Source organism: Pseudoxanthomonas sp. SORGH_AS_0997 (assembly GCF_031453535.1).
Classification (GTDB): domain Bacteria; phylum Pseudomonadota; class Gammaproteobacteria; order Xanthomonadales; family Xanthomonadaceae; genus Pseudoxanthomonas_A; species Pseudoxanthomonas_A winnipegensis.
In genome coordinates this window covers 3,694,846-3,707,841 of the sequence record NZ_JAVIZI010000001.1, presented here as the reverse complement: position 1 = coordinate 3,707,841, position 12,996 = coordinate 3,694,846, and the positions used below count along the sequence as shown (strand labels likewise).

General features: G+C 70.6%; 12 protein-coding genes. 8 read left to right on the top strand and 4 right to left on the bottom strand.

Going from position 1 to position 12,996, the window contains the following annotated elements:
- Positions 1–5: 5 nt before the first annotated feature.
- The 4 genes from pcaF to QE438_RS16175 all read right to left on the bottom strand — a co-directional run bounded on the left by pcaF (position 6) and on the right by QE438_RS16175 (position 4,855).
- Entirely contained in the window at positions 6–1,208 is a 1,203-nt protein-coding gene (gene pcaF, locus QE438_RS16190) for a 3-oxoadipyl-CoA thiolase (protein WP_306994157.1), read from the bottom strand.
- Positions 1,209–1,234: 26 nt separating this feature from the next.
- Positions 1,235–2,554, bottom strand: coding sequence for an MFS transporter (locus tag QE438_RS16185; RefSeq protein WP_130530145.1), 1,320 nt, complete (start codon positions 2,552–2,554; stop codon positions 1,235–1,237).
- Between the two features lie 94 nt (positions 2,555–2,648).
- Positions 2,649–3,923 (bottom strand): porin, encoded by a 1,275-nt coding sequence (locus QE438_RS16180; RefSeq protein WP_306994159.1) that lies wholly within the window; start codon positions 3,921–3,923, stop codon positions 2,649–2,651.
- A 95-nt stretch (positions 3,924–4,018) separates the two neighbouring features.
- Complete coding sequence (locus tag QE438_RS16175; RefSeq protein WP_306994161.1) at positions 4,019–4,855, bottom strand: alpha/beta hydrolase; 837 nt, start codon at positions 4,853–4,855, stop codon at positions 4,019–4,021.
- 518 nt (positions 4,856–5,373) lie between these two features.
- Between QE438_RS16175 and QE438_RS16170 the strand changes: the two genes are divergently transcribed.
- The 8 genes from QE438_RS16170 (at position 5,374) to QE438_RS16135 (ending at position 12,892) form a co-directional block, all read left to right on the top strand.
- On the top strand, positions 5,374–6,354 hold the full coding sequence (locus tag QE438_RS16170) for a LysR substrate-binding domain-containing protein (RefSeq protein WP_131659866.1): 981 nt from the start codon (positions 5,374–5,376) through the stop codon (positions 6,352–6,354).
- A 101-nt stretch (positions 6,355–6,455) separates the two neighbouring features.
- Positions 6,456–7,025, top strand: a complete 570-nt coding sequence (locus QE438_RS16165) for a carboxymuconolactone decarboxylase family protein (RefSeq protein WP_130514692.1) — start codon at positions 6,456–6,458, stop codon at positions 7,023–7,025.
- On the top strand, positions 7,022–7,819 hold the full coding sequence (locus tag QE438_RS16160; protein WP_306994164.1) for an amidohydrolase family protein: 798 nt from the start codon (positions 7,022–7,024) through the stop codon (positions 7,817–7,819). The genes QE438_RS16165 and QE438_RS16160 overlap by 4 nt, the downstream gene beginning before the upstream one ends.
- Before the next feature lie 142 nt (positions 7,820–7,961).
- Positions 7,962–8,738, top strand: coding sequence for an enoyl-CoA hydratase/isomerase family protein (locus tag QE438_RS16155; RefSeq protein ID WP_306994166.1), 777 nt, complete (start codon positions 7,962–7,964; stop codon positions 8,736–8,738).
- Between the two features lie 55 nt (positions 8,739–8,793).
- The gene (locus tag QE438_RS16150; protein WP_306994168.1) at positions 8,794–10,020 is read left to right on the top strand and encodes a CaiB/BaiF CoA-transferase family protein; all 1,227 of its coding nucleotides are present in this window, start codon (positions 8,794–8,796) and stop codon (positions 10,018–10,020) included.
- Positions 10,020–10,622: a glutathione S-transferase gene (locus QE438_RS16145; RefSeq protein ID WP_307184077.1), complete on the top strand. Its 603-nt coding sequence runs from the start codon at positions 10,020–10,022 to the stop codon at positions 10,620–10,622. The genes QE438_RS16150 and QE438_RS16145 overlap by 1 nt, the downstream gene beginning before the upstream one ends.
- Positions 10,615–12,129, top strand: a complete 1,515-nt coding sequence (locus QE438_RS16140; RefSeq protein WP_306994170.1) for a 3-hydroxyacyl-CoA dehydrogenase — start codon at positions 10,615–10,617, stop codon at positions 12,127–12,129. Before QE438_RS16145 ends, QE438_RS16140 begins: the two co-directional genes overlap by 8 nt.
- Positions 12,122–12,892, top strand: coding sequence for an enoyl-CoA hydratase-related protein (locus QE438_RS16135; protein WP_306994171.1), 771 nt, complete (start codon positions 12,122–12,124; stop codon positions 12,890–12,892). Before QE438_RS16140 ends, QE438_RS16135 begins: the two co-directional genes overlap by 8 nt.
- Positions 12,893–12,996 lie beyond the last annotated feature (104 nt).

Genomic DNA, 12,996 nt, shown 5'->3' with positions numbered 1-12,996 from the left:
CAGCGTCAGACCCTTTCCACCGCGATCGCCAGCCCCTGGCCGACACCGACGCACATCGTGGCCAGGCCCAGCCTGCCGCCGCCGCCGACATGCAACTGGTGCACGGCGGTCTGTACCAGGCGGGTGCCGCTCATGCCCAGCGGATGGCCCAGGGCGATGGCGCCGCCGTTCGGGTTCACGCGGGCGTCGTCGTCGGCCAGGTCGAGCGCGCGGGTCACCGCCAGCGCCTGGGCGGCGAAGGCTTCGTTGAGTTCGATCACGTCGAAGACCTGCAGCGGGCGCTGCAACCGCGCCAGCAGCTTGCGCACCGCCGGCACCGGGCCAAGGCCCATCACGCGCGGCGCGACGCCGCCACTGGCCATCCCCAGCACGCGTGCGCGCGGCGTCAGGCCGTGGCGCTGCACGGCGGCGGCCGAGGCCACGATCATCGCCGCGGCGCCGTCGTTGATGCCCGATGCGTTGCCGGCCGTGACCGTGCCACCCGGATTCACCGGCTTGAGGGCGGCCAGGGTCGCCGCATCGGTCTGCGGGCGCGGATGCTCATCGGTATCGACCACCGTCTCGCCTTTGCGCCCGGGGATGCGCACCGGGACGATCTCCTCGGCGAAGTAGCCCGCAGCCTGCGCCCGCACGGCGCGCTGCTGGCTGCGCAGGGCCAGCGCATCCTGGTCCTCGCGCGACACGCTCGCGTCGGCCGCCACGTTGTCGCCGGTCTGCGGCATGGTGTCCACGCCGTACAGCGCCTTGAGCTGCGGATTGACGAAGCGCCAGCCCATGGTGGTGTCTTCCAGCTTCTGATCGCGGCGGAACGCGCTGCCCGCCTTGCCCATCACGAATGGCGCACGCGACATCGACTCGACACCCGCGGCGATCGCCAGCTCCATCTCGCCCAATGCGATGGCCCGGTACGCCGCGCCCACCGCCTCCATGCCGGACGCGCACAGGCGGTTGAGCGTGACGCCCGGCGCCTCCTGGGGCAGCCCGGCCAGCAGCAGCGCCATGCGCGCGACGTTGCGATTGTCCTCGCCCGCCTGGTTGGCGCAGCCCATGAAGACCTCGTCCAGCGCCGACCAGTCCACGCCGGGATTGCGCTGCATCAGCGCGCGCAGCGGAAGCGCGGCCAGATCGTCGGTACGCACCGGCGCCAGGCCACCGCCGTAGCGGCCGATGGGCGTGCGCACGGCATCGCAGATGAAAACGTCCTGCATGGGAACTCCGTGAAGCGAAGGGGAAGTCAGGGACGGGCCGGCGCGCGCGTGGCGGCCACGATGGTGATCGCGCCGGCCAGCAGCAGCGTGCCGTAGGCCAGCTGCGAGGCGGCCAGGGTCCCGGTCTTGTCGATCAGCACGCCGACGATCATCGGCACGAACACGTTGCCCAGGCCGGCCAGCGTGGTGACCAGCGCGATGCTGCCCGCTGCCTTGGGGCCGGAGAAGGTGCTGCCCGGCAGGGTCCAGAACGGTCCGGTCGCGCCCAGGGTGGCGGCGGTGCACACGGTCAGCAGCGCGATCGCCGGTGCGGTGGTCAGGTGGGTCGTGCCCAGCACCAGCCAGGCGGCGGCGGCCGTGCCCAGGCACAGGGCCACGTGCCAGCGGCGCTCGCCGACCTTGTCCGAGTGGCGCGCCACCAGGAACTGGGTGACCAGGCCGGCCAGGAACGGGATCGAGGACAGCAGGCCGACGTGCAGCACGTCCTTGATGCCCGAGTTCTTGATGATGGTCGGGATCCAGTACGCATTGGCCGCCGCACCGCTGAAGACCGCCAGCGCGACGAAGGACAGGATGTAGACGCGCTTGTCGCCGAAGGCCTGCCACAGCGAGTGGTGCTGGCCCGGCGAGGCGGCGCTGTCGCGGTCCACGTCGGCCTGGACCAGCGCCTTCTCCGGAGCCGTCAGCCACTTGGCGTCGGCCGGCTTGTTGTCCAGGAAGTAGTAAACGACCACGCCCAGCACGCAGGCCGGCAGGCCTTCGACGATGAACAGCCACTGCCAGCCGTGCAGGCCAAGCGCACCGTCGAACAGCCGCATGATCGTGCCCGCCAGCGGTCCGCCCAGCATGCCGGCGATCGGCAGCGCGGCCATGAACAGCGCGGTGACGCTGGCGCGGCGCGCCTTGGGGATCCAGAAGGTGATGTACAGCAGCACGCCCGGGAAGAAGCCCGCCTCGGCCGCGCCCAGCAGGAAGCGATAGAGATAGAACTCGGTCGGCGAGCGCATCATCGCGAACGCCGCGCAGGCCAGCCCCCACAGGATCATGATGCGCAGGAACGTCAGGCGCACGCCGATCTTCTGCAGCCACAGGTTGCTGGGTACCTCGAACACGAAGTAGCCGATGAAGAACATGCCGGTGCCGATGCCGTACATGACCTCGTTGAAGCCCAGCTGGTGCATGAAGTCCAGGCGGGCGAAGCCGATCACGTTGCGGTCGATCAGCGCCACGGTGTAGCACAGCATGATCAACGGCAGGATGCGCCACTTGATCTTGCGGTAGGTGGCATCGGCCGGCGAGGGCTCGGCCACGCCGGTAGCGGAAGAGGGTTGCACCTGGGAACTCATCGGGAATCTCGCATCAGGGTGTCAGGCGGCGCCACACCCCGCCAGACTGGCCGGCGGCGACGCGCTGCGTTAGGAGGAGGCTGCGGGCGGGCATTCAGTACTTGACGTGCAGGCCCAGGGCCAGGTTGTCGACCGTGGCGCCCACCGGCGCGCGCACCGGCGAGCCGTAGCTGGACGAGACGCCGTTGTCGATGCGCCCGGCCAGGGCGACCAGCGAGGTGTACTTGAACAGGCTGTACTGCACGCCGACGTTGTAGGCCTGCGCGCCCAGCCCGTAGGTGCTGCATGGCGCCGCGCCCGACAGCACGCAGTGGCCGGCGCCGGCGTGGATGTAGTTGGCCGCCAGGGTCAGCTTCGGCGTGGCCTGCCATTCCGCGCTGACCTTCCAGGTCGGCACGGTGTAGGACTTGAACTTGCCGTAGGCCGCGGTCGGGTCTTCGGCGTACTGCACGCGCGAGAGGTCCACGCCCAGCTTGATGCGCTTGGTCTGGTAGGCGGCGCTGAGGCGCAGGTTGCGGTCCTGCGAACCGCCGCCCTGGTTGGTGATCGAAGTGGCCGCCGGCGTGGTGGTCGGCACGCCACTGATCACCAGATGGTTGGTATGCCGCTCGTATTGCAGCGCGGCGTACCACGGCCCCTGCTCCCAGCGGATGCCGTAGGAGTACGCGCGGCGGGGACGGCCGTAGTCGGGGCCGTCCCGGTGCGGCATGTAGCTGGTCCCGAGGGAGAAGCCGTTCCACTTGGCGCTCTCCCACTTGTAGCCGTGGCTGGCGCGGGTGACCCATGTCGTCGTCCCTGCGCGACTGCCCGTGCCGAAGGCCGCGCCGCCGAGCAACGCGGAGGTCGACACGAAATTGCTTTCGCTCACGCCGAGCATGCGCACCGGATCGCCCCAGTTGGACAGGATGCTGTTGATGCGTCCGCCGGTGAAGGTCCCCAGGACGCGATGCGCCACGTAGACGTACGCATCGCGGCTGCGGTTGAAGTACTCGCTGTTGTCGTAGGGCTCGGTGACCTGCTCATCCAGGCGGAAGCCGACATCCCAGTCCGGGTTGAAGCGGTAGTGCCCGCGCATGGCGAAGAACGACTGCGACCAGTTGACCCGGTCGGCATCCGGCTTGTCGGTGACGCTGCGCAGGGTCGTGCTGGTGTTGGACTTGGTGGTCAGCGTGCTGACCTGGCTGCCGACCGCGGTGTGCTGACCGAACGAGGTCCACTGGTACTGCGGATACAGGTTGCCGAAGAACTCGATGTTGGCGTCTTCGTTGCCGAAGGTGGCGGCATGGCCGCTGCCGACCATGGCCATCAGGCAGGCGCCGACGGCGATGCGATGGCGGCGCGGACGCGGCGAGGTGTTGCGGACAGGCATCGAGTTCCCTCCCAGGAGTGGATGCGAGAAGCGGGAGCGAGGCCGCCTGCGGCGGCACGCTGGATGGATGAAGCGCGGAACGGGCGCGCGGCGGCTCAACGCAGGCCGGCCGACCAGCGGGCGATGGCCTCGACCACCTGCTGCGGCTGCTCGGGCAGCAGGGCGTGGCTGGCGCCGGGAATGGTGACCACGCTGACGCGCGGGCCCAGTTCCTCGCGCAGCTCCTGGCGGCGATCGGCCGGCATGAAGGGATCGGATTCGGCCTGCAGGTCCAGCAGTGGCACCTTGCCGCCCGCGCTCCACCACAACGCCTTGGGCGTGGCATCGCTGGCGTTGCGCTGGCTGGTGCGCACCTCGGGGTGCCAGCCGTCCAGCCACACCGAGGCATCGTTGCCCGGCGCGAAGAAGGTCGCCTGCAGCTCCTTCAACCGATCCTCGCGCGAGGTCTTGGGATCGGCGATACGGATGATGCTGGCCGACAGGGACTTGGGATAGGTCTTGGCCGCCGCGGCCGCGACCACCACACCGCGCACGGACTGCGGATGCCGTGCGGCGAGCATGCGCGCCACCCAGTTGCCGTAGGCATGCCCGACGACGATCGCCGGCGCCTTGCCGGCCTGGTCGATCGTGCAGGCCACATCGTCGGCCAGATCCGCCAGCGTGATGCCTTCCATCGGCCCGCGGCTGTCGCCCAGCCCGCGCGGCTGCGGGCGCAGCACCTGGTAGCCCTTGGCGGCCAGGCCCTCGGCGATCGGGTCGTAATCCAGCGAATCGCGGCCCAGCGACGGCAGCAGCACGATGGTCGGCCCCTGGCCGTCCACCACCACGTCGATGCTGGCATCGCCGCAGCTCAGCTGGCGATGCGCACGCGCACCTGCCGCCTCGGCGGCGCCCACGGTGGCCGGCAAGGCCAGACAGAACAGAACACGCATCCACGAGCGCTTCATCAGACAATCCCTCCCGGTATTGCAGGCGCCGGGCCGGACGCGGCCGCACGACGCCTGTGCGCCGCATCCCAGGGACGACGGCACGACGGACTTCAATCGGATGACCGGCCTGACGCGGCCGGACGGTGTTAGTGGACCGGTCTTGGCACCGGCACCTGTCGCGTGCCGCAGGCGATCGCCTGGCGCGCGTCCTGGCTGGACATGAGGCCCTCCTCCTCGATGGCGTGGACCTGCGTTGCGCTGCAGGCGTCGATGGGGCGGAGTCTAGGCACGGTGTTTTTTCGGGCGCACGCCGTCGACGGTCAATCCAGCTATGGCGCGAATGCGATGGCTCGCAGCGGCCCTGCCGATCGCCCGCAAACGCGAGGTTTCCAGGGGATTCAAGGCGTCGGAGCGGCCCTTATCCTTTAGTCGAAGGGCGCGCCTGGAGGCGTTTGGCGCCGTTGGTCATCGGGCGGTTTGCTACCCTCGTTCACCTGATCCAGCGCGCCCGCCGTTCCGTCATGCCCACACCCAAGGTCACCAATCTTTCGCTCGATCTGGTGACCGATCTGGGGCGCTGGCGCGCGTTCGTGGCGATCGGCGAGCTGGGCAGCGTCACGCGCGCGGCGTTGTTCCTGGACACCAACCAGTCGGTGCTCAGCCGCCAGATCAACGCACTGGAGCGCGACTGCGGCGCGCGCCTGTTCAATCGCACCGGGCGCGGCGTGCAGCTGTCCGAGCTGGGCGAACGCCTGTTCCCGCAGGTCAAGGCGCTGCTGGCCGACGCGGCGCAGCTGGAACGCGACATCCGCGGCGAAGCGCTGGAGCCGACCGGCCGGGTCACGATCGGCATGCTGCCGTCGATCTCGCAGGCGGTGACCGGCCGCCTGTTCTCGACCCTGCGCACGCGTTATCCCGCGGTCACGCTCAAGATCCTGGAAGGCTCCGGCGGCCAGGTCGAGGAGTGGCTGGCCGATGCCCGCGTCGATATCGCCGTGCTGTACCGCTATGGCACCTCGCTGCCGGAAGGCGAGCAGTCTCTGGCCGTGGTCGACAGCTATCTGATCGGCCGACGCGGCGATGCGCTGACCGCCGCCGAGACCGTACCGTTCACCCGTCTCGACCAGCTGCCCCTGGTGGTCCCCAGCGCGCCCAACGGGTTACGCACGGCGCTGGATGCGCTGGCGCGCAGCTGCCATATCGGGCTCTCGCCGGCGATCGAGGCGGACTCGCTGCCGCTGCAGAAATCGCTCTCCGCCGGCGACGGCGTCTACACGGTGCTGCCCATCCACGCGGTGTGGAAGGAACTGGCCGACGGCGTGCTGCAGGCCGCGCGCCTGGTGGATCCGCCCATGCAGCGGATCATCTCCATGGCGCTGAGCCGCTCCAAAGGGCCGGCCCGCGCGGTCTCGGCCGTGGCCAGCGAGATCGATCACGCCTTCCAGTCGCTGGCGGCCGAAGGCCTGTGGCAGCGCGCCTTCGCCCCGACCCCCGACGCATAGCAGACATGCCGGCGGACGCGTAGCGCGCCCCGTCGCCCCACCCTATAACGGCCGATCGCGCGTCCGATGCGCGCCGTCCTGCGTTTCGAACCGGAGTTGCCATGCCCCGCATCACCCTGCCCGATCCCGCCCACATGGATGCCGACCAGCGCGCGGTCCACGACCGCATCGTCAACGGCAAGCGCGGCAGGATCCAGGGCCCGCTGCGCGCCGCACTGCATAACGCGGAGCTGGCGGCGCGCTGGTCAGCCCTGGGCGAACTGCTGCGTTACGACACGTCCCTGACGCCGCGCCAGAGCGAGCTGGCCATCCTGGTCACCGGCCGGGCCTGCAACTCGCCGTTCGAGTGGCACGCGCATCGCCTGGAGGGCGAGAAGGCCGGCCTGTCCGCGGAGATCCTCGAGGCGCTGCTGGCGCAGCAGATCCCCGCGGGGCTGGACGAGACCGAGCACGCCATCGTCTGCTTCGCCCGCGAGCTCAACGCCGCCAACTCGGTCAGCGACGCGACCTACGCGCGGGCGCTGGCCCTGCTGGGTGAGAAGGCCGTGGTCGAGCTCACCGCGCTGGTGGGCTATTACACGATGGTGGCGATGACGCTGAACACCCACGAGATCCCCCTGCCGGAGGGCGTCGCGCCGGCCTTCGACCTACCGCAGCGCAACGGCCTGTGAGCGGCTGGGACTGCCATGCGCATGTCTTTGGCCCGTATGCGCGCTTTCCGCTGGCCGACACCAGCGTGCATTCGCCCCCGCAGGCCAGCGTCGAGCAGTACCTGGCGCTGCTGCAGGCGCTGGACCTGCAGCATGGCGTGCTGATCCATCCCAGCGCCTACGGCCGGGACTTTTCCGCGCTGTTCGACGCACTGGACCGCTTTCCGCAACTGCGCGGGGTGGCCGTGGCGCGCGTGCAGGATGGTATGGACCTGCGCGGGCTGCGCGAGCGCGGCGTGCGCGCCTTGCGCTTCAGCCACCGCAGCGGCGGCGACTTCCCCGGCGCGGCCACGCTGGAGGATCTGAAGCGGCTGGCGCCGGCGCTGGCCGCGGCGGGCCTGCATGCCGAACTGTGGAGCGACACCGCGGCGCTGTCCGGCGTCATCGGCACGCTGCGCGAACTGCCCGTGCCCCTGGTGATCGACCACGCGGGCGGCTTCGATCTGGATGCAGGCGTCGACGCGCCGGCGTTCCGCGCGCTGCTGTCCTTGCTGGAAGGCGGCAACACCTGGATCAAGCTGTGCATGTACCGCAACCTGCTGCGCAAGCCGCAGCCCGAGCGCGGCCGTGCCTTCCAGCAGGCGCTGCAGCACGCGCGCGCGGACCGCATGCTGTGGGGCAGCGACTGGCCGCATCTGCGCGTGGAACCGGCGCCGGACACCGGCGCGCTGCTTGCGACCTTCCGCGACTGGGCGGGCGATGCCGCGCTGGCGCGCCGGATCCTGGAAGACCATCCGCGCGCGCTGTATGTCTGACCGGCGCGGCGCGCGCGCAATACGACCTTGGTCCTAAACGGCTATGCGCGCAGCCGCATAGCAGCTCTGCCTGGCATCGCGTCGGCGCGCGCGCAGGGGCTTCCTAGACTGGCCTTCGACGAATCATCAAGGCCTTGCCGCAATGGACGACCTGACCCAGCTGCGCGTGGAGATCCAAGCCCACGTGACGGTGCTGACGCTGGATGCGCCGCCGGTCAACGCGCTGACCCGCACGCTCAACGACGAGCTGGTGCTGGCGCTGGACCGCATCGGCGAGCTGGATGAGGTCCGCGCGGTGGTGCTCACCGGCGCCGGCAAGGTGTTCTGCGCAGGCGCCGACCTCAAGGGACGCGCCGAAGTGATCAAGGGCCCGGGCGATCTGGGCGCGCACCTGCGCCGCACCCGCGAATGCTTCCACGCGATCCGCGAATGCGCCAAGCCGGTGGTGGCGGCCATCAACGGGGCCGCGCTCGGCTCCGGCCTGGCGATGGTCGCCTCCTCGGACATCCTGGTCGCCTCGGAGCGCGCCTCGCTGGGCCTGCCCGAGATCGACGTCGGCCTGCTCGGCGGCTGCCGCCACGCGATGCGGCTGTTCGGCCACTCGCGCCTGCGCCGCATGGCGCTGACCGGCCTGCGCGTCGACGGCGCCGAGCTCTACCGGCTGGGCCTGGTCGAGGCCTGCGTGGCGCCGGAGGCGCTGCTGCCCACCGCGCTGGAGATCGCCCGCACCATCGCCGCCAAGAGCCCGGTCGCCACGCGCATGAGCAAGCACACGCTCAACACGATCGAGCAGCTGAGCCTGCGCGATGGCTATCGCTACGAGCAGGACATGACCGCCGCGATCGGCCGCACCGAGGACGCGCGCGAGGCGCAGGCCGCCTTCCGCGAGAAGCGCGCGCCGGTCTTTGTCGGCCGCTGATGCCCTCCTTCCCTCTCCCATCGCCGCCGCGCGGCGATGTCGCACGGATATCCCGATGAGCTCCAACGCACGCCCGCTGTCGGGCATCAAGGTCCTGGATCTGAGCCGCATCCTGGCCGCGCCGTGGGCCGGGCAGATCCTGGCCGACCTGGGCGCCGAGGTGATCAAGGTGGAGCGGCCCGGCGCCGGCGATGACACCCGCGCCTGGGGGCCGCCCTTCCTCAAGGACGCCGACGGCCGCAACACCGGCGAGGCGGGCTACTACCTGGCCGTCAACGCCGGCAAGCAGTCGATCACCATCCGCATCGACACGCCCGAGGGCCAGGACATCGTGCGCAGGCTGGCGGCGCAGGCCGACATCGTGCTGGAGAACTACAAGGTCGGCACGCTCAAGCGCTACGGCCTTGACGCCGACAGCCTGCGCGCCATCAACCCCAGGCTGATCTATTGCTCGGTCACCGGCTTCGGCCAGGACGGCCCGCGCGCCGAACAGCCGGCCTACGACTTCCTGATCCAGGCCATGGGCGGCCTGATGAGCGTCACCGGCGAGCGCGATGGCAAGCCCGGCGGCGGCCCGCAGAAGGTCGGCATCCCCATCGTCGACCTGATGACCGGCATGTATACCGCCGTGTCGGTACTGGCCGCGCTCAACCGGCGCCACGTCACCGGCCTGGGCGACACCATCGACATCTCCATGCTGGATGTCCAGGTCGCCTCGCTGGCCAACCAGGCGATGAACTACCTGGTGTCCGGCCGCACGCCGCAGCGCAACGGCAATGCGCATCCCAACATCCAGCCGCAGGACGTGTTCGCCTGCGCCGATGGCGACGTCATCCTGGTGGTCGGCAACGACGGCCAGTTCGCCAAGCTGTGCCAGGTGCTGGGCCAGCCCGCGCTGGCCGAGAGCGCCTTCGCCACCAATGCCGGGCGCGTGGAAGGCATCCAGGCGCTGTCCGCGCGGCTCTCCGAGGCCTTCGCCGGGTGGCGGCGAGCCGACCTGCTGGCCGCACTGGATGCGGCCGGCGTGCCGGCCGGCGCCATCAACTCGGTGCCCGAAGTGCTCGAAGACCCGCAGGTGGTGGCCAGACAGATGGTCCGCCGCGTCCCGCATCCGCTGGGCGTGGAGGTGCCCCTGGTGTCCAGCCCGATGCGCTTCGCCGATGCGCCGCTGCAGCCACGCGTGGCGCCGCCGCTGCTGGGCCAGCACAGCGACCGCGTGCTGCAGGCGCTGGGTTACACCGACAATGACATCCAGGCCCTGCGGGCCAAGGGAGTGATCTGATGAAACTGCACTGGTCGCCCAAGTCGCCGTTCGTGCGCAAGGTGATGGTGGTGGCCCATGAGCTGGGCTGCGTCGAGGCGCTGCAGCTGCAGCGCTCGGTGGCGGCGATGCTCAAGCCCAATCCGGCCATCATGGCCGACAACCCGCTGTCCAAGATCCCCACCCTGGTGCTGGACGATGGCCAGGTGCTGTTCGATTCGGCCGTCATCTGCGAGTACCTGGATGCGCGCTTCCACGGCGCGCTGTTCCCGTCCGGCGATGCGCGCTGGAAGGCCCTGCAGCAGCTGGCGTTGGGCGACGGGCTGCTGGACGTGCTGATCCTGTGGCGCAACGAGCGCGAACGCGCGCTTCCGCTGCCGTCGTTGATCGATGCCTTCGCGCTCAAGACCGAGGCCTCGCTCGCACGTATGGAGCGCGAGATCGAAGCCCGCCCCGGCGCGACGATCGACATCGGTCAGATCGCGATCGGCTGCGCGCTGGGCTATCTGGACTATCGTTTCGATGCGTTCGCCTGGCGCGCGCACGCGCCGAAGCTGGCCGCCTGGTACGCCACGCTGGCGCAGCGTCCGTCCTTCATCGCCACGGAGCCGGCCGATGGCTGATGCCCATGCCCTCGCGCTGGATCGCGCCGTGGTCGTCATCGGCGCCGGCACCATGGGCGCCGGCATCGCCGAGGTGGCCGCCGTCGCCGGCCATCGCGTCTACCTGTGCGACACCAGCGAGGCCGCGCTGGACCGGGGCCGTGCGCAGATCCGCGCCAGCCTCGACCGGCGCGTGGCCAAGGGCAGGGCCAGCGCCGAGGATGCCGCCTCCGCCTTCGCCCGGGTGATCGCCGCGGGCCCGAGCGCGCCGCTGCAAGGCGTGGGCCTGGTGATCGAGGCCATCGTCGAAAACCTCGACATCAAGGTCGCCGCGCTGACCGAGATGGCCAGGCGCGTGGACGACGATGCCATCCTGTCCACCAACACCTCCTCGCTGTCGGTGACCGCGCTGGCCGCACGCCTGCCCGCGCCGGAGCGCGTGGCCGGGCTGCATTTCTTCAATCCGGCGACCATCCTGCCGCTGGTCGAAGTGGTCCGCGGCCACGCCACCGACCCGGCCCTCGTCGAGACGCTGGTCGCCACCGCGCGCGCCTGGAAGAAGACGCCGGTGGTGTGCCAGTCCACGCCCGGGTTCATCGTCAACCGCGTGGCGCGCCCGTTCTACGGCGAGGCGCTGCGCCTGCTGCTGGAACAGCAGGCCACGCCGGAGACCGTCGATGCGGTGATGCGCGAGTGCGGCGGCTTCCGCATGGGACCGTGCGAGCTGATGGACCTGATCGGCCATGACGTCAACTTCGCCGTGACCCGCTCGGTGTGGCAGGCGTTCTTCCACGATCCGCGCTACCAGCCCTCGCTGGTGCAGCAGCAGCTGGTGGACGCCGGCTGGCTGGGGCGCAAGAGCGGTCGCGGCTTCTACGATTACCGCGACGATGCGCCGCGCCCCGATGTGCGCGACCTTCAGGGCCCGGCGCCGGCGCGGGTCCGCATCGAAGGCGCGCTCGGCCCCGCGCAGGGCCTGGTGGCGCCGCTGGAACAGGCCGGCCTGAATGTCGAAAAGACCGAAGGCGCGGGCCTGCTGCGCGTGGACGGCGTCGCCCTGGCGCTGACCGATGGCCGCAGCGCCGGCCCACGCAGCCAGGCCCTGGGCGAGCCGGTGGTGCTGTTCGACCTGGCCCTGGACTACGCCGCCAGCAAGCGCATCGCGTTGTCGGCCGCCGAGGGCACGCCCGCGGACGTCATCGCCCAGGCTGCAGGCCTGTTCACCGCGTTGGGCAAGCAGGTCTCGCTGCTGGGCGACGCCGCCGGGCTGGCGGTCTCGCGCACCGTGGCCATGCTGGTCAACGAAGCCGCCGACGCCGTGCAGCAAGGCATCGCCTCGGAAGCCGACATCGACGCGGCCATGACCGGCGGGGTGAACTACCCGATCGGGCCGCTGGCCTGGGGCCGGCTCGTGGGGCTGGACTATGTCGCCGCCGTGCTGACCCATCTGTCGCAGGGCTACGGGGAAGACCGCTATCGCGTCTCGCCCTGGCTGCAGGCGCGTGCGCGCGAGGTGTCGCATGGCTGAGTTCGTCAGCGTGGCCACGCAGGCGCGCGTGGCGGTGGTGACCCTGTCGCGGCCGGCGCGCCGCAACGCCCTCAACCTACAGGTCAAGCGGGAACTGGTCGACGCGCTGGAAGGGGCGCTGGCCGACGCGGAGGTCGCGGCGATCGTGCTCACCGGCGCCGGCGGCTACTTCGTGGCCGGCACCGACATCGCCGAGATGGCCGACATGCGGCCGATCGATCATGTGCTGCAGCGCTCGGGACACCTGTTCGAGGTCGTGCGTCACGCCTCCAAGCCCATCATCGCCGCGGTCGAGGGCTATGCGCTCGGCGGCGGCTGCGAGCTGGCGCTGGCCTGCGACCTGATCGTCGCCGCCGAGGATGCCCGCTTCGGCCAGCCCGAGATCAAGGTCGGCATCATGCCCGGCGCGGGCGGCACCCAGCGCCTGCTGCGCGCCGCCGGCCGCTACAAGGCCGCGCTGTGGGCGCTGACCGGCGAGATGATCCCCGCCGGCGAGGCCTACGCCGCCAACCTGGTTTCCAGGCTCGTCCCCAGCGGCCAGGCGCTCGATGCCGCGCGTGAGATCGCCCTGCAGATCGCCGGGATGCCACCGCTGGCCGTGCAGGCCATCCGCGAAGCCCTGCGGCTGGGCGCCGACGCCCCGCTGGGCACCGCCCTCTCCCTGGAGCGCCGCCTGTTCGAGCGCCTGTTCGACACGGCCGACCAGCGCGAAGGCATGCGCGCCTTCCTCGAGAAACGCGCCGCGGTCTTCAGCGGGCGCTGAGCGTTGATGGCGCGGCGGGATCGAAACGCCGCTCTGGCGGATGCGCTCAAGTTTGCTTACTCAGCAAGAGAGCGTGTGCGTGCTCAGAGCCCTTCGCGGGACAT